Raw genomic sequence first — 20996 nt, 5'->3', positions numbered from 1 at the left:
ATAAAAAAGAACTAAAATTATCGGCTTCTTAGAAATGAAGATTCTTGTTCAAAATACTGGTCAGATCAGGTTTAGATTTTACTCTTCGATCTTAAACTAAGAATGAAGTTCAACAATTTTTAATTATATGTCATAAAAATGAGAAATGTATTTGGAAGATTAAAAAACCATATTGAAATTTTATTAAAAATAGGAAAAGAGAAGCGTATTGTAAAATGGTCTCAGAATGAAAATACTTCAGAAAACATTGGTGATGTCTTATGTAGCACTTTATTTGAGAAAACTTTTGAAAAGGAAGCTATAAATATTAAAGATGTTATTAATGTTGGTTTTCCAAAGGTATACACCTTTGGAGGTAGTGTTCTGGATAATTCAAAGGTTAGAAACCTTAATGTCATCGGGTCCGGTTTTAAACGAGAAAATAGTTTAATGCCTGTCAAGCCAAAAAAGGTAATAAGCTGTAGAGGGCCATTAACCAGAAAAAAGTTATTAGATCTTGGGGTGGATGCTCCTCAGATTTATGGAGATCCAGCTATATTGTGCCCCCTTTTTTTTGATCCCATTGAAGTCGAGAAAAAGTGCAAAATGGGACTTATACCTCATTATATAGACCAGGAATTACCCGTGGTGAAAGAGTTATGCAAGAATAAGGATATAAAATTTATCGATATTTTTAGTGATTTTGAAGATTTTGTTAAACAAATAAAAGCAAGTGAATTTACCGTCTCCAGTTCTCTCCATGGCGTGATAATTTCTCATGCCTATGGGATTCCCTCTGTATGGGTTGATTTGAGTAAAAATATTGCTGGAGGTCACTTCAAATTCCATGATTACTATGCTAGCGTTAGTATAAACAATATCATGGCAATTGAAGATCTTGGGCAACCAAACTTCGAAGAACTTAAAAAGAAAGCGACCTTACCGGATTTGAAAATACTAAGAGAAAATCTTATATCTCATCTTAAGAATAATGTAGTATGATATCTATCATAATAGCCACGTACAACTGTGTCGATTCAATAAGTGAAACTATTAACTCAGTTATTAATCAGAATAGTAATAATTGGGAGTTGATAATTATAGATGATGGGAGTAGTGATAATACCGATATTTTAATTAAAAGGACATTCTCACAAAATAATATAAGATATTATTATCAGGATAATAAGGGGGTAAGCGCTGCAAGAAATTATGGTGTTGAAGTTGCGTCTGGAGAATATATTATGTTTTTGGATGCGGACGATAAATTATTTGATAATGCCATCAAAGATTTCTCCGATTTGATAAACTCTGAGAATGAGACCGGAATTGTATCAGGAGCTTATATGTACTCGGGTAAAAGAAAAATCTATCCCAGGGTTAAAGGGGCTTTAACACAATTCTATACTTTAAATACTTTAGTTGGGTCTTTTATTGTGAATAGAAACCTTTTTATTAATGCGGGAGGATACGATACAAATCTTACATTTTCTGAAAATTTTGAGTTATTTATTCGATTAACGAAGCTATGTAAGGAAAATAAAATTTCCATTAAGTCCGGTAAGTTCCTCACATTTGAGTACAACCATAATTCAGAGGATCAAAAAGAATTGTTGCGTGAGAAAAAAAAAATAGAAACTTATAAATACCTATTTAAAAAATACAAGAATTATAGAGTTAAGGATTATGACTTTCCATTGCGTTCCGCTGAAACAGTAGCCATGAGTTATTTTCGCTTAGGGAAGAAAAAGAAAGCGTTAAAATGGCAGAAAAGAGCCATTAAGGAAGCACCAATGAATTTGAAAACCTATTTGAAGTTTTTAAGGTATTTAGCTTGCAAATAATAATATACTAAAAAACAATTAGCTTATGAAGCCTAAAATTCTAATGATACTGGGGTATCCCCGAAGTGGCAGTACTGTTCTGGGAGAGTTAATAAACAAAGAAGAAGGCTTTATCCATGTAGGCGAATTGGAACGTCTTTGGTATCTTCGGAATAATCCTGTTTCCATTCTTCCTCAGGTTACTTGCTCTTGTAAAGAAAAACTTTTTGACTGTGACTTTTGGTCTCCTCATATTGCAGTTTTAGAAAAAAAAATTCTGGAAATATCTAAAAGAGAAAATTTAAAATTAAATAATAATATCCTTCTGGAGATTAGAAATCAATTTATTCGGCATAAGAAATGGGAAGCAAAGGAATCAAAAATTTACTCCGAAATTAATTCTACTCTCTATTTTAATTTATCTAAAAAGGAAAAGAAAGTTATTGTTGATTCTTCTAAAGAGTTATGGTATGCGGAATATCTTGATCATACGGGGCTATTTGACATAACCTATATTCATTTGGTGAGGGATCTTCGTGGAGTAGTTTTGTCAAGGCAGAGAAAAATGAAAAGAAATGAAGATGGAAAGGACAAAATGCGGTTAAATTACAAGTATTTAATTTTTGATAGCTTACGTTGGAATTTTGTAAACTGGAGGATAAAGAAGTTTCTCCAAAACCGGAAATACCTTCAAATTCGATATGAAGAATTTTTGAATGATCCAGAAAATTTTCTTCAATTAATCGGAGACAGGATGGACATAAAGGTAAATCCTTCTGAAATTTTGAATGAGAAGAAAGAATTTCTTATAGAAGAAAATCACGTGATACATGGAAATAAATTTAGATTCACCAGAGGGAAAGTTAAACTTCTCGAAGATAAAAGGTGGAAAAAGGAACTTGATTTCAAAAATCAATACTTATTAAAATTCTTGAATTTTTTTCATTTTAATTAAATACTACATCATATTTATTATATGTCTAATTTTATTTCTATTATTACTCCAACTTATAACCGCGGACACCTAATTCACAGGGCAATTAAGAGCGTTCTAAATCAGTCTTACGAAAATTTTGAATATTTAATTGTTGATGATGCCTCCACTGATAATACTCAGGAGGTAGTTAATGCATTTGATGACAATAGAATCCGTTATATTCGCTATGAAGAAAATGGAGGAAATGCTGTTGCCCGTAATGTTGGTGTGCAAAATGCTAAAGGAGATTATATCGCTTTTCTGGATAGCGATGATGAATTTCTTGAAAACTTTTTATCTAAAGCATTAAAACAGTTAGAAAATGAACCGGAAGCTTCTTTTTTGTGGTCGGGTACCAGAACTATAAAAATAGATGGAAGTTATAACGATCGTATTTGGGTTCCTCAAACTAGAAAACATCCAAACCAGTTTTTGTATGAGTTACATGTAGGTATAGGAAGAGGGTTTTTGATTAAGAAAGAATGTTTTAAAGACTTAAAGTTTGATGAGCGTTTACGAACAGCAGTAGACACAGATTTCCTGATTCGGTTACGTCAAAATTTCACCTTTACTATACTTCAGGAAATTATGCTTAATATCCATACTCAACCTGGAAGTGTTAGGGCGAATTTTAGTGAAAAAAAGAAATCATATGCCACCATTATAAGTAAGCATAAAAATATAATCGATAATGATCGCAAACTCAGCAAGAAGTGGTATTATAAATTATTCTGGCTTTCCTTATATGACAATGATTTTAGTCTCGCCAGGGAAGCTTACAGTAAGATCGGAGACGGGAAGGCAAAAGCTGGATTCCTGTATTTGATTTTCAGGATATTCCCTACAGATCAGGCTATCAAACTGCACAAACAATTATCCCACTAAAAACAGAAATTTGGAAGAAAAGAAATCAGTACTTTTTATTATTGATACTTTAGAAGTTGGAGGAGCCGAAAGAAGTATTTTGGAAATTGCAAGTAGATTTTCAAAATATCTTCCGATTGTGGTCACTTTATTTGAAGGGGACGCATTAAAACAAGATTATATTAATAGAGGAATTGAAGTAATAAGTCTGGACTTTAAGTCTAACACCGACCATCAATTAATTATCAACCGCCTACAAGGCATTCTTGATGATATAGATCCAAAAATTATACATGCTACCTTGTTAAGGTCTTGTCTTATTTCTAGAGCATTAAAGCGTCGAGAATCTGTTAAATTGATTAATAGTCTTGTCAATAACACTTATGGATTTCAACGCTATAGGACTTTAAGCTTGGTAAGAGCTACAAAACTGTTTTATACTCAACTTAGGGACTTAATGTCCGTATCCAAGGTGGACTATTTTTTCTCAAATTCTGAAACGATAAAAAATACTTCCGCCAGGGCATTAAGAATCGATACCTCAAAAATAAAAGTAATTTATCGTGGTAGAGATCCTGAAGGATTTATAAATGTTGACGCAGATGCATTGCGAAAAGATCTCAAGAAGTTCGATGAAACTCTCTATACCTGTGTAGGCAGGTTGATTGAGAGGAAAGGCCAACTTGATCTGGTTGCAGCCTTCGCAGAACATTTGGAGAAACATCCAAATAGTAAATTGGTTTTAGTAGGAGAGGGACCGCTAAGAAAGGATCTGGAAGCGAAAATAACAGCTTTGAATCTCAAAGAAAAAATCTTATTACTGGGTCAAAGAAACGATATACCGGAAATATTGAGCTTGACAGATTATTTCATTTTTCCTTCCTATTATGAAGGATTACCAGGTGCCTTAGTAGAGGCTATGTTCTCAAAAACTCCAATTATTGCTTCAGGGATTCCGGAAAATCTTGAATGTGTAGATCAAGACACCAGTATAATATTTTCTCCGGGAAATGTAAAAGATCTGGTAGAAAAATTAGAGCTGGCGTTGCATAGTGATTGGTTAAGGAAGACCGTAAAGGGTTTTGAAAAAGCTATCCATAATTTTTCAATAAACCATATAGTAAAAGAGTATGAACTTACTTATGATATGCTTTTAGAAAAATGAAAATCCTTCAATTAGTCACTAAACGGCAATATCGAGGAGCAGAGGTCTTTGCCGCAAATCTCAGCAAAGAACTTATCAATTTTGGTCATTCAATAATTTTCGCCGGTCTTTATAAGAATGATTGTAATATTTTAACAGTGGAAGGTGCCCAAAATCTTGATCTTTCTGAGGGAAAAAGCAGCGCGATCTCCATATCGCTGATTAAAACGATGGTCAAGCTTGTAAAAGATACAAACCCAGATGTAATACAATGTAATGGGAGCGATACCTTGAAATATATGGTTATCGCAAACTTCTACCTAAAAAAAAGACCAATAGTTTATAGAAATATTAGTACCATTAGCGAATGGCTCGGTTCTGATCTTAAATTATCCTTGTACAAGAAAATATTCTCTAGAGTTGATCACGTTACTTCTGTTGGATCTGAATCCATTCACGATCTTATAGACACCTTAGGCTATCCTAAAGAGCAGACCTCGGTAATACGAAGGGGAATTCCAAATGAGAAACTAAATGGCGAAGATTTTGGTTGGGAGTTAAGAAAGGAACTTGGACTTGGCGGAGAATCAAAAATAGTGATGCACGTAGGGAATTTCAGCCCCGAGAAGAATCATACATTTCTTCTCGAAATATTTCAGGAGTTAAAAAGTTCACATCCGGAAATAAAATTAGTTTGCGTAGGAGATGGTGTCACTTATGGAGATATCGATCAAAAGATCAAAAATAACGGACTCGAAGAAAGCGTTTTTTTATTAGGATTCAGGAAAAATATTCCGGAATTACTCTCTGCTTCTGATTGTATTGTTTTATCAAGCCTGGTAGAAGGTGTTCCTGGAGTAATCTTAGAGGCGGCGGTCCAGGAGAAGCCAACCGTGGCTTCAAATGTAGGTGGTGTTAAAGAAGTTCTTATTGATAAGCAAACAGGTTTTATCATTGATAACTTTGATAAGGACAGATTTAGGAACAAAATTGTTGGAATTTGCGAGAATGAAACCTTAAGAAAAACTTTGGGGACGAATGCCAGAAATTTGGTAGTAGAGCAATTCAATCCTAATAAGAATGCTCGGAAATTTGAGAAACTGTACTTTGATCTTGCCGGAATTACTCCTGATCAACAAGGTAAATTGAAAATTCTGCAGATAATTCAAAAAAAACAATATCGGGGAGCAGAGATATTTTGTGCTCAATTGTCAACCCAGCTGGAAGAAAAGGGGCATGAAGTTAAGGTTTGCAGTATCTATGACGGTACAGCGAAACTGCCATTTCATAAAGAAATAGAATCTTTAGAAAGAATACAATCCTTTAGATATGCTGATTATTTTGGTTGGAAAACTATTGCGAATATAATAAGGGAGTTTAAGCCCGATGTTGTACAGGCCAATGCCTCAGACACTCTCAAGTATTCTATCATGTCACGTGAGATCTTTGGCTGGCAAGTACCTATTGTTTTTAGGAATGCGAGCTTGACTAGTTATTATGTAAAGGGTAAGCTATCTAAGGAACTGAATAAATTTTTATTTCAAAAAGTGGATCAGGTGGTTTCTGTTTCTGAATCATCTAAAAGGGACCTCAATGAGCTTTTTCCATTTACGACAACCAAAACTAATGTGATTACGAATGGCGTTGATAACAAGATGAATATTGATTTTAAAAATCCTTATGAAGAAAGTAACATCAATATCGTACATGTTGGCTCCCTAACTCCGGAAAAAAATCATCATCACTTACTCGAAATACATAAACTTTTTCTTGAGTCACATCCTACTTCCATTTTGCACATTATTGGAGAAGGAGCACTTAAAGGAGAAATAGAAAAATCTATTCTTAAACTTGGTATTTCTGATAATGTGAAATTATATGGTGAAACCCCTGAACCTGAGGCCTATATTTATTACGCTGATATGCTTGTTTTACCTAGTCTGGTAGAAGGTCTCCCTGGGGTTGTACTTGAGGCAATGAATTATAAAACGATAGTTGTAGCTTACAACGTAGGAGGGATCTCCGAAGTACTTGATGAGAATACCGGTTTTTTGGTAGAGCCAAATAATTTAAAATGCTTTGTTGAGTCCATGAAAAATGCTCTTTCTGGAAATAATTCAAAAAAAATTTCCGAAGCTAAAAATTTAGTTTGCACTAAGTTTAATAATTCATTTTTGGCAGATAAATTCTTGCAGGTTTATAGGGATACAATTTCAAAGAGAAATAAAAAATGATGAAGATACAAATCCTGCATATAATAAAATCATTAGGAAGAGGGGGAGCAGAAATGCTTTTGCCCGAAACACTGGCAATACATGATAAGGAGAAATTTGATTTTCATTTTATCTATTTTCTTCCCTGGAAAGATCAGATGGTTTCAGAAATTCAAAAAAAAGGAGGAAATGTTCGATGTTTACAGGCTAAGAATAATTTTCAGCTAATCTCGAAGTTTCCGCAGATTATTGATTACTGTGATGAAAATCAGATAGATGTTATTCATTGCCATTTACCCTGGGCTGGATTTGTTGGTCGGATTGTTTATAATAGAACCAAAATACCGATGATTTATACCGAACACAATATGCAGGAGCGATATCATCCCATTACAAAGATACTTAATAAAAAGTCATTCAATTTTCAAAGTCTGGCTGTTGGGGTTTCACAGGATGTTTCTGATTCGATTATAAAAAATATAAAGCCTCAGATTCCTGTAAAGACTATTCTTAACGGTGTGAATACAAATAAATTCATACGTAACTATGAAGATTCAGATATTAGAAAAAAATATGGAATTCCAGAAGATGCTTTAGTAGTTGGACTTGTTTCTGTTTTTAGGTTCCAAAAGCGAATAAAAGAATGGATCCAGGTATTCAAAACATTTTCTGATAACACTTCAAAAAAGGTATATGGTCTAATAGTTGGTGCAGGTCCACTTGAGGATGAAATTAAAAAAGAAGTAACCAACTTTAATTTGGAGGAGATGATTATAATGCCAGGACTTCAAGAGCAAACAAAACCTTACTACAATGCCATGGACATTTTCATGATGAGTTCGTCTTTTGAGGGCTTACCAATAGCTCTTTTAGAGGCTATGAGCATGGAGTGTGCGATAGTAACTACAAATGCCGGTGGAATAAAAGAGGTGATAAATGACGGCGAGGAGGGATTGATGGTTGAAGTAGATCAATGGAAGGTTTTATCTGAAAAATTAATTTTTTTATCTGAAAATCCAGCCGAACTAAAAGATTTACAAAGAGCTGCAAGAAATCGTGTGATTTCAGACTTCAGTTTAAAATCTATGGTTGAAAATTTAGAGAAAGAATATTCAGAGTTAGCTGTATGAGAATAAGAGAAGCAACAGATAATGATCTAGTCCCTATATTAAATGTTTTGAAAGCTAGTCTTGGAGAGACTTCTTCAAGAAAGACAAAGGAGGTATGGGAGTATAAACATGTGAATAATCCTTTTGGAAAAAGTTTAGTTCTGGTTGCTGAAGAGGAGGGCGAGATAATTGGTGTGCGTGCATTTATGAGATGGAAATGGCAATACGGCTCCAGAAGCTTTAGTGCCTTTAGAGCAGTAGATACTGCAACGCATCCAAGGCATCAAGGAAAAGGAATTTTTAAAAAACTTACTTTTAAGGCACTTGAGGAGGGAAAAATAAACGGAGACCACTTTGTCTTCAATACACCAAATGCCCAGAGCAAACCAGGTTATTTAAAGATGGGTTGGAAAGAAGTGGGAAAAGTTTGTACGAATATTGTTCCGCAATCACCGTTTCGGTTATTAGGTAAAATGGGTAAAGAGCCAGATTACGGATCTACAGAACTCGAAAGAAATCTTGAACCTTTATTAGAGAGTTATAATGACAAGTTGATTCAAAACCAGAAATTATTTACTCCTAAATCTTCTAAATATCTGAAGTGGAGATATCTGAATAATGAAATTCAGCCATATTTTGTATATAATGATGAGGATATTTTCATAGCTTCCTATTTGAAAGATCGAGGGAGGTTTTTAGAATTGAGAATTTCAGAATGCATTTATAATTCAAAAAAGGGTAAGAAATTGGCTAGAAAGGTCATTAAAGAATGGTCTTCCATGTATAAACCTAATTTCATTTCTTATAGTTGCATTGATAACTTATTTAATATGCAAATAAGTGGCAAATTTGGTCCGATACTAACTTTTAAAAATATTAATTGTTCTGTAAAAAATTATAATCGATTTTTGGATGAAGAAGAATGGAATTATACCATGGGTGATCTAGAATTATTTTAAGAGATGTTAGGAGGTATTTTTTTAATATTTATCTTGTTTTTAATTAGCCAAATGCTTTTTAGTGGAATGGCAAGGAAACATAAATTCTTCGATAAAAGTAGGATGAATTACCTCTTCTTTTATCATTTCTTCTTTGCTGGGGTCTACTATACTTATGCACTCTTTAATAACTCTGACTCAAAATTGTACTTCTGGCGACCAAAATTGTCTAATTCAAGTTGGTTTAGCTTTTATGGGACAAGTACTACATTTATCGACTTTTTATCATACCCTTTCATCAAATTCATAAATTTTAATTATGAGATGATGATGGTATTATATGCTTGGATGGGTTATTTAGGATTTGTTTATGCCTATTTATTCTTCAGAAAAAATATTACAATAAAGATTAAAGTTTTTAAAGGAATTGATCTCCTAACTTTGATTTTGTTTCTCCCTAATATGCATTTCTGGACAGCATCATTGGGTAAGGGAGCACCTATTTTTATGGGGCTAATGATGTTTGCATATGCGATTGGTGAACCAAAAAAACGTTGGGGAGTTCTTTTGATAGGATCTTTGATAACTTATTATATAAGACCTCATGTATTTCTATTTGTGGCAGTAGGAACTATTTTAGGATATTTTACCGGTAAGGAGAAGATTTCATTTTGGAAAAAAGCTTTAGTGTTTATGATAATGGTAGGGAGTTTAATCTTGGTTCAGGATACCATTCTTGGTGTGGCCGGTTTAAATGATTCTGAGAATTTAGTGGAAGGGTTTGAAGATTTTTCTGAAGATAGGGCTTCCTCTCTTAGTAGTTCAGGTTCTGGTATAGATATGGTTAATTATCCCTTACCCATTAAATTATTCACATTTTGGTTCCGGCCATTATTTTTTGATGCTCCCGGCATACTTGGTTTGATCGTATCCGTAGAAAATCTTATTTATTTACTCTTATTCTTTAAGATTTTAAAGAAAGATTTTATTGAGTTTCTGAAGAAATCTCCTATCAGTGTAAAGATGAGCCTAACAACTTTTTTTCTAGCTTCCCTAGCTATGGCTTTTGTAATGTCTAACTTAGGAATAATCATGAGGCAAAAATCTATGGTAATGTATTTTCTATTCTTTGTAATTTATTATTTTTTGGCACAAAAGAAATATGATAGGATAATTAGGTTACGACGGAAACGTCTAGCCTGTGTACGCGAAGCAGACTTTCAATAACAAATTAAGTTAGTCCTAAAATTAAAAAATAGCTGGTAATGAAGACCAATTTTGGAGCCCTGGTAATTTCGCTGGATTTTGAACTTCTCTGGGGAGTGTTTGATAAAGTTGATTACAAACAAAAAACCGAATACTTCCAGAATACACGAAAGGTTATTACTCATATCCTTAGGTTATTTAATGAATACCAGATCTCCTCCACCTGGGCAACGGTTGGTATGCTTTTTAATGAAAACTGGGATGAATGGAGTGCTAATATTCCCAGAGATATACCAAAGTATAACAACAAAAGTTTATCGGCTTACGAATTTGGGGAAACCATAAGGAATAAAGAAACCGAAAAGTTATGCTTTGCTCCAGATTTGATCCATCAGATTATTGAAAGTCCGCTGCAGGAATTGGCCACACATACCTATTCTCATTATTATTGCAGAGAGGAAGGGCAGGAAGACAAAGACTTTCGTGCAGATCTCGAAATGGCTAAATCAATAGCTCAGAAATTCGGAATAGAAATAGAGTCCCTGGTTTTTCCCCGGAATCAATTAAATGAAAGATACCTCCAAATTTGTAATGATTTAGGAATAAGAAATGTGAGGTCTAATCCTGATGCCTGGTATTGGAATGAGACCGAAAAGGATAGTTTAAAACAAAAATTATTTCGAACCGGAGATGCCTATTTTGGCTGGAAGGATAAACCTTATAAACCTCCTGAAATCGCATCGTTTGAAGAGGTAAATATACAACCCGCAAGCAGATTGTTAAGACCTATTTCAGAAAGGCCCTTGCTGGATACACTTAAGATTAAAAGAATAAAAAGCGAGATGACCTATGCAGCGAAGAATAATAAGATTTATCATTTATGGTGGCATCCTCACAATTTTGGAAAACATCCTGAAGCCAGTATCAGGGAATTAGAACTTATACTCGGGCATTTTCGGTTTTGCAGAAGCAAATGGGGGTTTGAGTCTTTATCGATGAATTCCCTGACCGAAAAATTACATAATTAAAACTATATTTTGATTTCCATTATCATCCCTTCCTATAACAGGTCGCATACTCTTTCAGGCACTATAAAATCTGTATTGCAACAGTCAGATGGGAATTGGGAGTTAATAATAGTAGATGATGGTTCTTTAGACAGCACGTCCGAGGTTGTTCAAAAGTATTTGGGCGATGGGAGAGTGAAGTATTATTTTCAGGATCATTCCGGAGTTTCGGCAGCAAGAAATTATGGCGCCAGCTTGGCCAAAGGAAATTACCTTATTTTTCTAGATTCAGATGACCAGTTGTATCCCGATTTGATTAAACACTTAAAGCTAATCAATTATTCTGACTATGATTTCATAAACTGGCAGGTCCGCAAATTAAAAGGGGATAATGAGGTAGAGATTTGGAAACCCGCGAAACTCGAAAAAATTTATAACCATATTACAGCATCCTTTTTAGCAGGAAGTATATGCTATCGTAAAGAAATATTCCAAAAGGCAGGTGGTTATGATTCAAAAATGAAATTTGGTGAAAATTATGAATTAGGTTTGCGAATTGCACAGATTAATGGTTTAAAAACCAAAATTCTGGACAAGGTTTACCTTGATTATTTTCTCAAATCCGCTAAGCGACAAAGTGCTGATATCGAGGCTAAAATTCAATCCAATCAACATCTTTATAGAAAACACAGGCAGCTTTATTTAAAAGATAGTCTCTCTCACGGGAGACTGATTTATCTATTTGGCTATTTATACCAACAAAAAGGAAATAAGGAAATAGCTTATGAATACTATAAGAAAGCCTGGAAAATAAATCCAATGTATTTAAAGCCTATGCTCAAAGTAAGTTATCTAAAATTGTCCTTTTTGATTAGATAAGAGAACCGTTTAAAATTCTAAAAGCTAGTTTTGTGGCTTTGTATATTTCTCCTTTTCTAATCAAAAAGTAAAGAAGCATTTTATAAGTGTTTCTCACCTCCTGCTCAAAATTATTGGCTAGGCTGATGATCTTGCGATCAACATAAAACTCCTTAAGTTTTGTATATGTGTGGATCTTGGATAAGAATTTTTTTTCTCTAAAACGTCCTGCCCATATGCCTTCCTGATGTTTGCGATAGATCCCTGGTCTTATTTCAGAAATATATTTCGCGTCCCCTTTGCCTCCCAGTAAACTTAAAAGAAAGCTATCCACGTTGATTATTTCGGGTATCTGGGAAGGAAGTGAAGCCAGGCTGTTCCTGAAACAAACTGTGGACAGTAAGGGATGTTGTTTTAATTGTTGTAACTCCTCAGAAGTAATATCTGTAGTTGGTTGTTCAATAAGGCCAGGATCAGGAATGCTGCCGTGTTGCAATACTTTGTACGGATGAAAACATAAAGAGTAAGCTCCGTTCTTTTCTAAAAACCCCGCCTGTTTCTGCAATTTATATGGATCAGTCCAATAATCATCACCCTCGCAAAATGCAATATAGCGTCCTTTTGCATTATAAAAATTAAAGAGTGCATTAAAGTTGCCGGTAATTATACCATTTACCTTGATTTTATTTTCATCGTAATGAAGGAATAGCCTGATCTTTTCAGGATATTTTTTGGCATATTCGATACAAATATTTCTGGTAGAGTCTGTTGAGTTGTCCTCGCCTAATAAGATTTCAAAATCAAAATTGGTTTTCTGATCTAAAATCGAATCCAGGCATTGTTTGAGAAAATTCTCATGATTATAGGTTTGGACCAGAACGCTTACAGTAACATTTTCTGGAACTGAATTGGTATAATGTTCCACCTCAACCTTCTGATATGTTTTCTTAAATTCTTCGAAATCCATTATTTCAAAAATCGATTTCCAAGTACTGAGGCATCTATATTTCTTTTAATTGTCCCCCTGTGGGTATAAACTGAATTGATCTCGGTGTCCTTTTCAATATTACAATTCATACCGATCATAGAATTTTCGCCAATTCTAATATTTTGTTTTATGGAAGCGTTCAAACCAATATAGCTGAATTTCCCAATGACCACATTTCCCCCTGTTTTTGCGCCACTCATTAAGCTATGATTTTCTATCTTCGAATGATGACCAATATCTGTGGTGAATAATATGCAATTATTTCCCACTTCCACGAAAGGCTGAAGTACACAACCCTCATCTATAAATGAATTCGAACCTACCTTTAAGTTGTTCCATTTCCGGCATTGAGAAGAGATATAATTAGGAAATTCATAACCATATTTCTGAGCTTGTTGATAAATTCTATGTCTTATATGATTATTTCCAACGGCGATGAAGATCGAGTATTCCTTCGGGTTATATGTTTGGGTAAGTTCTGAAAATTTAATCAGAGGTTTGTCATTTATTTTATCTGACGTATGTAGTTTGTCTTCTATACAAAAGGCAGATACATTGAATTGTGAATCTTCCTGAAATGCATATGCCACATATTCTGCATATCTACCGATTCCATAAATAACTAAATTTTGATTCATGTTTTTGATTTGAGCTTATATTCAAAGATATCCTTTTTAGTATGAATTATTTAGAATCGTGGCTAAGCTTGTGAGAAAATTCTTCGAAACAAGGTTTATATCGATAGAATATTAAGGTACATCGAAAAGATGGTAATAAATTTCTTACTGAGGTTCAAGTCTATTAAATTCAGGCTAGGTTTTTAATTCAATTTACTAATTATGAGAAAGTTATTGTTGGTGAGCCTCCTGGTTTTTGCTGGGGCTTGCAGTGTCGAAAACGATAGTATTCCTTCAGAAGAAATCAAAGAAGTGAATGCTATGACTATGGTTGATGGTTGCTCGGTTTACGATTTAAAATTAGGGCAGGACGGAATTATCAGGTTCCGGAATTTCTACGATTATTTAGAAGTAACAGTTACAAATGTCGGTAATACGAGTATGAATGCTGTAAGTATTCATTTTACAAAAGATTCTAATGATTTTCCAAGGACAGGAAAGGGTGATCTGAATACTTCTAAATTTACGTATTCAGAAAACGTAAATAAAGGAGTGAATGAAGTTACCTTAAGATTTGAATTCAGTGAGCTTGGTGTAGCTGTGGGGGATGACCTGTTTATTACTGCTGCTGCCGAATTTGGCTCAGGTAAAAACAAAAGAGTTATTTTCGTTCAGGATGAAGAGCTTGTGGGAACTTCTTTCTATTTCACCTACCATGTGGAAAAATTCCTTTACTACGCCGGAACAGATCAGGTTAGAGAAATTTATCTTTCAGATGCCCAGGCTGTACCAAGCTGGGATGAAGTGCGCAAACTATATGCGAATATGTTAGACCCTGGGGTACCTAAAAAAGCAGGAGTATATTCCCCAAGTATATGGGATATTATCTATGATTTTAATGATCCAAACCGGGAAACGAAAATCGACGATTATACTACAACCTATACCTTAGGGACGGGAGAATGTTCAGATTCAGTAGAACTTACCCTAAGAGTGGTGCCGGATCCTCTGTAGATATTCTGATATTCAACTATTTAAATAAATGGTGGGCTCCTAAGAGTCCACCATTTTTATTTACTACAAAATAAATCTTAAGCCTTCCAAAGAAAAACTTAAAGTAGGAAGGACTTGTAGATTTAACAAGAAATTCCTCCTCATATCGAATTTATTAAAATACCGGACCCATATAACTTAAATTTATTGAACCATTCTAAATTATATACCAATGAGAACAAAATTATTTTTGAGTTTATTTTTAGGTCTTTTAATTACAGGTTGTTCTGTAGATCCTATAGAGGAAGATCTTATGTCTAATCCGGCAAGCGAGGTTAATGCCGGAGTTGAAGATTACGGCTGTGCCGGAGAGGATAAGGTGAAAACTATTACTTTTTCTGAGGCAGCAGCGATTGAAAGCTGGGATGAAGTACGCAAATTGTACCTGAGCCTTTTACCTCCCGGAGTGCCAAGAAACGGAACTTTTGATCCCACAATTTGGGATATAATCAACGATTTTCAGGATAGGGGAATTGGAGAATATTCAACAACCTATACTTTAACCGGCGATTGTTCCGACACCGTTATTTTAACCATAAACGTTGTTGCAAACCCTCCGCAAGATGATCCTAATAAATGTAGTGGATTTTCTGCAGGTGAGGACTCCTCACGTGAGTTACAATTGAAAGAGGCTGCGGCAATTGAAAGCTGGGATGAGGTCAGGAAATTGTATTTAAGCCTTTTGGATGCAGGAGTACCAAGAAATGGAACTTTTGATCCTTCCATATGGGACTTGATCAATGCTTTTAACGATCCAGATAGAGAGTCGCAATTAGGGGATTATACTACCACCTATACTATCACCGAAGGGGACTGTACAGATTCTGTAGAATTAACCATTACCGTAATTCCAGATTTTACAGATCCAGTGCCATGTGAATTGAATGCCGGAGCAGATAAGGTTAAGGAGATGACTGAAAGTGCAGCCGCTGCGGTTCCTAGCTGGGATGAGGTAAGAAAATTATATTTAAGTCTTCTGGATGCAGGTGTTCCAAGAAATGGTGAATTTGATCCATCTATTTGGGATATAATCAGGGCTTTTAATGATCCAAATAGAGAATCACGATTAGGAGATTATACTACAACCTATACTATTACCAATGGAGAATGTTCAGATTCTGTTAAATTAACCATTCGGGTCGTGGAAGATTAGGTTTAAAAACAATATTAATTAGAAAAGAGAGGTGATACCTCTCTTTTTTATTTCCACGAAGCTGTGTAAAGATTACACGGTTTTTCCCAGGAATACAGCCTGAAAACCCTAGTTTGAGCCTAATTGTAAGATATTTTGTCTTTGGCAAAGCCTTTGTTTCTTAGTGAATAGCTAATAAACCAAACATGCTAGATATAAATATTCTATTAAATATAATTTCAGCCTTATTACTAGTTCCTTTTTTATTTGAGTTGAACCAGGTTCTCCTTAAAAAATTAAAGAAGAAATATGGTCTAATCAATAAGAAGAAGCTTAACCTGCTTTTTGTTTATCATATCTTTTTTGGAGCTATATACTATATCTATGCATTCTCAAATCCTTCTGATTCTAAACGCTATTTTAGAGTTCCAAACGGATCGAACAAATCCTGGTTTGAATTCTTTGGAACTGAAACGACCTTTATTGATTTTATAAGTTACCCGTTTATAAACTTTTTCGGATTTTCTTATGAAATGATGATGTTACTCTTTGCATGGATAGGTTACTGGGGGTTTGTATTTGGTTTTCTTTTTTTTAGAGAAAATATCAAAGAAAAGGTTAAGGTTTTTAGAAAAGTAGATCTATTAACATTGATTCTTTTCTTTCCTAATATGCATTTTTGGTCAGCTTCCCTGGGAAAAGGAGCCTTAATATTTTTCGGACTTATGTTGTTTGCTTTTTCTATTACCAGGCCCGAAAAGAGAAAGACCGGTATTCTTATTTCCAGCCTTCTAATTTTCGCAGTAAGACCACATATGTTCTTACTAATAGCCATTGGATCGCTTTATGGATTATTTTTTGGTAAGAATCTGGTTTCCAAAAGGAAAAAGCTTCTTGGAGGAATGGCCCTTCTTACAGGGATATTTTTATTTCAGGAGAAGATATTGGCAGTAATGAATCTCAACGGATCATCCCATCTGATTGAGGACTTTTTATCCTTGGCCGCGGAAAGATCTAATAGTTTAAGTAATGCCTCAAGTGGGGTTGCTATGTCACAATACTCTTTACCCGAAAAGATTTTTACCTTCTGGTTTCGTCCTTTATTTCTAGACGCTCCTGGAATTTTAGGGATAATAGTATCGATCGAAAACCTCATTTATCTACTGCTTTTCGCTAAGTTGCTGAGAAAAAGCTTTTTTAAATTTTGGAAATGCGCACCAGCAAATGTGAAATCCAGTTTAATGATTTTCATACTTACGTCGTTTGCGATGACATTTATTATGTCTAATCTAGGGATTATGATTAGGCAAAAGACTATGATCATGTATTTTATGTTCTTTGTAATTTATTACTTTTTAGCCTTTGAAAATTCTGAAAAGGTAAAATCCAAAGTTCAGAACTTTGGAGCTGCTAAAAGTCAGTTAAGTCAGGTTTGATAACTAAATTTTAAATCGGGCCTATTTTAAAAAGCTTAGATTTGCCTCAAAGGAAAAATTGAATAAGTGCAGAAATTAATCAGGATTACAACAATACCTCTTTCCCTGGAAAAGTTATTAGAGGGGCAGTTGACATTTATGAATAAGTATTATGAGGTCACGGCAGTTTCCTCTGAGGCAGATAGATTAAAAAAATTTGGCGAAGATAACGGAGTTAAGATTTTTAATGTTAATATGACCAGGGCTATAACCCCCCTTGCCGATCTAAAAAGCCTATTAAAACTTTACCAGTTTTTTATATCTGAAAAGCCCCTTATCGTCCATACCCATACCCCAAAAGCCGGAATTATCGGAATGCTGGCTGGCAAACTTGCTGGTGTTCCTATAAGGCTTCATACTGTTGCGGGGCTACCTCTTCTGGAAACCAGTGGCTTAAAGCGAAAGATTCTTGATTTGGTAGAAAAATTCACCTATAAATTAGCTACTCGGGTTTATCCCAATTCATTCGAACTAAAAAATATTTGTCTTGAATTGGGTTATGCGAAAGCGGATAAATTAAAAGTTTTGGGGAAGGGCAGTTCTAATGGAATAGATACTGAATATTTTGATCCTGAAAACTATTCGGAAACTTTTAAGTCAGATCTTAAGAGAAAACTGGATATTCCCCAGGATGACTATGTATTTATTTTCGTAGGAAGGTTAGTCAAAGAGAAAGGAATTAATGAATTGGTTAAGGCTTTTATAACATTAAATAAGAAATTCAGTAATACTACCTTGTTGCTGGTGGGGCCTTTTGAAGAGGAGTTAGATCCCTTAGAACCTAAAGTAATAGATATTATTGACTCACATCATAAAATTACAACTACAGGTTATCAAACCGATGTAAGGCCATTTTTTTCGATTTCTGATGCCCTTGCATTCCCAAGTTATAGGGAAGGCTTTCCAAATGTGGTTATGCAGGCTAATGCGATGAATTTACCAGTGATTGTTAGTGATATAAATGGATGTAATGAAATTGTTTCCCATGAAAAAAACGGTTTAATAATTCCGGTGAAAAGTGAGAATCATTTATTAGAAGCAATGTCAAGATTAATAAATGCTCCCGATCTAAGAAAAAACCTTATTGGAAATTCCAGGAGATTGATCCAGGAAAAATATGAGAGAAAGCATTTTTGGCAAATTTTGTTAAAAGAATACAAAGAATTAGAAGCCCTTCATAAACATGATTAAATTCGCGGCCGGTAAAAGCGCTAATAGAAATTTATATGATAGTGTATAAAGATTTTATAAAGCCTCTGATTGATTTTTTAGTGTCATTTATAGGTTTAATCATCCTTAGTCCCATTATCATTATTGTTACCATTCTTTTAGCAATTGTGAATAAAGGTAAACCGTTTTTCTTCCAGGAAAGACCCGGGAAATCTGGTCAAAGTTTTAATATTGTTAAATTTAAGACCATGACCGATGCAAGGGATGAGTCTGGTATGTTGTTGCCTGACGCGAAAAGATTAACGGGGGTAGGAAAGTTTGTTCGAAAAACTTCGGTAGATGAATTACCGCAACTTTTAAATGTTCTTAAAGGTGATATGAGTTTTGTTGGCCCCAGGCCATTATTGCCTCAATATCTGCCTTTATATTCAGAAGAACAAATGAAAAGGCATGAGGTTAGACCGGGAATAACCGGTTGGGCTCAGGTTAATGGAAGAAATGCTATTAGCTGGACAAAAAAATTTGAACTTGATGTCTGGTACGTTCACAATATTTCATTTCTGTTGGACCTGAAGATTTTATTTAAGACTATTCAGAAAGTATTGGTTTCAGAAGGGATTAATAGTGCTAATATGGCTACCACCGAACCATTTAATGGAAACAACTGATGATTTTATACGGAGCTAGCGGCCATGCGAAGGTTTTAATTGATATTGCTCATTCAATTGGGGCTACTATAGATTTTATAGTTGATGATGATAAAACCAAAACTGAATTATTGGGTTTTCCGATAGTCCATCAAATGAATGGAAATATTAATAATTTGGATTTGGTAATTGCAATAGGGGATAACCAAACCAGAAAAAAAATAGCAGACCAAATAAATAATCCAATAAATAAGGCACTTATTCACGAAAATGCCAGGGTGTCTATAGATACTAGAATTGATGAGGGAAGCGTGGTGATGTCAAATTCGGTTATTAACCCATCGGTTTCTATTGGAAGACATTGTATAATTAATACTTCCGCAGTAATTGAACATGACTCCCAAATTTCAGATTTTGCCCATATTTCGCCAGGCGCAATTATTACCGGAAATGTTAAAATTGGTGAAGGAACTCAGGTTGGAGCAGGAGCGACCATTATTCCAGGAGTTGAAATAGGAAAATGGGTAACTATAGGGGCAGGAGCCGTAGTTTTAAAAAATATACCTGATTATGCCGTAGTCGTAGGCACTCCAGGTAGAATAATTAAATTCAATAATTCTCACGATGAGTAACGAAAAGATTTGGCTTTCTTCCCCACATATGGGTGGGAGTGAAATAAATTATATTAATTCAGCATTTGAACAAAACTGGATAGCTCCCTTAGGCCCAAATGTAAATGGCTTTGAGGAGGATTTAAAAAATTATCTTCAATCTTATAATTCGGGAGATAGCAGCTTAGAAGTGGCAGCTTTAAGTTCGGGAACTGCAGCGATCCACCTGGCCCTGGTTCTGCTAGGTGTAAAAAATGGGGATGAGGTTTTATGTCAGAGTATGACTTTTGCGGCATCTGCCAACCCTATAATGTATCTAGGGGCTACGCCTGTGTTTGTGGACAGTGAGGAAGAAACTTTAAATATCTGTCCTATTCAATTAGAAATCGCCATTAAAGATAGAATCTCAAAGGGGAAAAAACCTAAGGCAATTATTGCCGTTCACTTATATGGAATGCCATATAAGGTGGAGGAGATTCAAAGGATTTCTGAAGAATATGATATTCCTGTAATTGAAGATAGTGCCGAAGCTCTTGGGAGTAAATATAAAGGTATGAAATGCGGAACATTCGGAAGGTTTTCAATTCTTTCTTTTAATGGAAATAAGATTATTACCACCTCTGGAGGTGGAGCACTGGTCACTAATTCATTAGAGGCGAAGAAGAAAGCGGTATTTTTAGCTACGCAGGCCAGGGATGAGGCACCTCATTATCAGCATAGCCATGTTGGTTATAATTATAGATTAAGTAATATTTCAGCAGGAATTGGCCGGGGGCAAATGGAAGTTTTGGATAAAAGAGTAGAGGCCAGGAGGGATATGTTCCAATTTTATGTAAATTTATTCCGTACTGTTGATGGAGTTAAGGTATTTGAAGAACCTTCTGAAGATTATTTTAGTAACCATTGGCTGAGTGTTATTGAAATAGATGAGACAAAATCAAATGGTCTCCAGCGAGAAGATCTAAGAAAATGTTTGGAGTCTAAGAATATCGAGAGTAGGCCTTTATGGAAGCCTATGCACATGCAGCCAATTTTTACCGATTATCCTTTTTATGGAACGGGTGTCGCTGAAAAGAAATTTGAAAATGGGTTATGTTTACCTAGCGGATCCAATCTAAATGAAGTGGATAGAGAAAGAATTAAACAGGCAATTTTAGGTTGTTTGAAATAATAGAATCAATTTAAT

20 protein-coding genes are annotated in these 20996 nt (G+C 34.7%); 18 read left to right on the top strand and 2 right to left on the bottom strand.

Annotated elements, in window-relative coordinates; translation table 11 throughout:
- Positions 1-138: 138 nt before the first annotated feature.
- From FLP08_RS00615 to FLP08_RS00565, 11 genes are all read left to right on the top strand, one after another.
- Complete coding sequence (locus FLP08_RS00615) at positions 139-981, top strand: polysaccharide pyruvyl transferase family protein (RefSeq protein ID WP_156272986.1); 843 nt, start codon at positions 139-141, stop codon at positions 979-981.
- Positions 978-1823 carry a glycosyltransferase gene (locus FLP08_RS00610; protein WP_156272984.1) on the top strand — a complete coding sequence of 282 codons (846 nt, stop codon included), beginning with the start codon at positions 978-980 and terminating at the stop codon, positions 1821-1823. Before FLP08_RS00615 ends, FLP08_RS00610 begins: the two co-directional genes overlap by 4 nt.
- A gap of 25 nt (positions 1824-1848) precedes the next feature.
- Positions 1849-2757 carry a sulfotransferase gene (locus tag FLP08_RS00605; RefSeq protein ID WP_156272982.1) on the top strand — a complete coding sequence of 303 codons (909 nt, stop codon included), beginning with the start codon at positions 1849-1851 and terminating at the stop codon, positions 2755-2757.
- A 21-nt stretch (positions 2758-2778) separates the two neighbouring features.
- Entirely contained in the window at positions 2779-3663 is an 885-nt protein-coding gene (locus tag FLP08_RS00600) for a glycosyltransferase family 2 protein (RefSeq protein WP_156272980.1), read from the top strand.
- A 10-nt stretch (positions 3664-3673) separates the two neighbouring features.
- Positions 3674-4807 carry a glycosyltransferase gene (locus tag FLP08_RS00595; RefSeq protein WP_156272978.1) on the top strand — a complete coding sequence of 378 codons (1134 nt, stop codon included), beginning with the start codon at positions 3674-3676 and terminating at the stop codon, positions 4805-4807.
- Positions 4804-7020, top strand: coding sequence for a glycosyltransferase (locus FLP08_RS00590; RefSeq protein WP_156272976.1), 2217 nt, complete (start codon positions 4804-4806; stop codon positions 7018-7020). The genes FLP08_RS00595 and FLP08_RS00590 overlap by 4 nt, the downstream gene beginning before the upstream one ends.
- On the top strand, positions 7017-8129 hold the full coding sequence (locus tag FLP08_RS00585) for a glycosyltransferase family 4 protein (protein ID WP_156272974.1): 1113 nt from the start codon (positions 7017-7019) through the stop codon (positions 8127-8129). The genes FLP08_RS00590 and FLP08_RS00585 overlap by 4 nt, the downstream gene beginning before the upstream one ends.
- Entirely contained in the window at positions 8126-9067 is a 942-nt protein-coding gene (locus FLP08_RS00580) for a GNAT family N-acetyltransferase (RefSeq protein WP_156272972.1), read from the top strand. Before FLP08_RS00585 ends, FLP08_RS00580 begins: the two co-directional genes overlap by 4 nt.
- A gap of 303 nt (positions 9068-9370) precedes the next feature.
- Positions 9371-10273 carry a hypothetical protein gene (locus tag FLP08_RS00575; RefSeq protein ID WP_238388423.1) on the top strand — a complete coding sequence of 301 codons (903 nt, stop codon included), beginning with the start codon at positions 9371-9373 and terminating at the stop codon, positions 10271-10273.
- Between the two features lie 38 nt (positions 10274-10311).
- A complete protein-coding gene (locus FLP08_RS00570) occupies positions 10312-11280 on the top strand; it encodes a polysaccharide deacetylase family protein (RefSeq protein ID WP_156272968.1) in 969 nt (322 codons plus the stop codon).
- A gap of 9 nt (positions 11281-11289) precedes the next feature.
- Positions 11290-12138 (top strand): glycosyltransferase family 2 protein, encoded by an 849-nt coding sequence (locus tag FLP08_RS00565; RefSeq protein WP_156272966.1) that lies wholly within the window; start codon positions 11290-11292, stop codon positions 12136-12138.
- Here FLP08_RS00565 and FLP08_RS00560 read toward each other — a convergent pair.
- Both FLP08_RS00560 and FLP08_RS00555 read right to left on the bottom strand, forming a co-directional pair.
- On the bottom strand, positions 12131-13084 hold the full coding sequence (locus tag FLP08_RS00560; protein WP_156272964.1) for a glycosyltransferase family 2 protein: 954 nt from the start codon (positions 13082-13084) through the stop codon (positions 12131-12133). The two genes, FLP08_RS00565 and FLP08_RS00560, sit on opposite strands and share 8 nt — an antisense overlap.
- The gene (locus FLP08_RS00555) at positions 13084-13743 is read right to left on the bottom strand and encodes an acetyltransferase (RefSeq protein WP_156272962.1); all 660 of its coding nucleotides are present in this window, start codon (positions 13741-13743) and stop codon (positions 13084-13086) included. The genes FLP08_RS00560 and FLP08_RS00555 overlap by 1 nt, the downstream gene beginning before the upstream one ends.
- A 201-nt stretch (positions 13744-13944) precedes the next feature.
- Here FLP08_RS00555 and FLP08_RS00550 point away from each other — a divergent pair, with 201 nt between their 5' ends.
- The 7 genes from FLP08_RS00550 (at position 13945) to FLP08_RS00520 (ending at position 20981) form a co-directional block, all read left to right on the top strand.
- Positions 13945-14736: a hypothetical protein gene (locus tag FLP08_RS00550; protein WP_156272960.1), complete on the top strand. Its 792-nt coding sequence runs from the start codon at positions 13945-13947 to the stop codon at positions 14734-14736.
- A 211-nt stretch (positions 14737-14947) separates the two neighbouring features.
- Positions 14948-15928 carry a hypothetical protein gene (locus FLP08_RS00545; protein WP_156272958.1) on the top strand — a complete coding sequence of 327 codons (981 nt, stop codon included), beginning with the start codon at positions 14948-14950 and terminating at the stop codon, positions 15926-15928.
- Between the two features lie 185 nt (positions 15929-16113).
- Positions 16114-17343, top strand: coding sequence for a hypothetical protein (locus tag FLP08_RS00540; RefSeq protein WP_156272956.1), 1230 nt, complete (start codon positions 16114-16116; stop codon positions 17341-17343).
- Between the two features lie 66 nt (positions 17344-17409).
- Entirely contained in the window at positions 17410-18573 is a 1164-nt protein-coding gene (locus FLP08_RS00535) for a glycosyltransferase family 4 protein (protein ID WP_341484964.1), read from the top strand.
- 41 nt (positions 18574-18614) lie between these two features.
- Complete coding sequence (locus FLP08_RS00530; RefSeq protein ID WP_162430904.1) at positions 18615-19220, top strand: sugar transferase; 606 nt, start codon at positions 18615-18617, stop codon at positions 19218-19220.
- Positions 19220-19831, top strand: coding sequence for an acetyltransferase (locus FLP08_RS00525; protein WP_156272952.1), 612 nt, complete (start codon positions 19220-19222; stop codon positions 19829-19831). Before FLP08_RS00530 ends, FLP08_RS00525 begins: the two co-directional genes overlap by 1 nt.
- Positions 19824-20981 (top strand): DegT/DnrJ/EryC1/StrS family aminotransferase, encoded by a 1158-nt coding sequence (locus tag FLP08_RS00520; protein ID WP_156272950.1) that lies wholly within the window; start codon positions 19824-19826, stop codon positions 20979-20981. The genes FLP08_RS00525 and FLP08_RS00520 overlap by 8 nt, the downstream gene beginning before the upstream one ends.
- Positions 20982-20996: the final 15 nt, after the last annotated feature.

The sequence above is a fragment of the Christiangramia aestuarii genome (genome assembly GCF_009735585.1).
GTDB lineage: Bacteria > Bacteroidota > Bacteroidia > Flavobacteriales > Flavobacteriaceae > Christiangramia > Christiangramia aestuarii.
The sequence above is the reverse complement of the archived record's forward strand: the minus strand, read 5'-3'. Positions and strand labels throughout refer to the sequence as shown.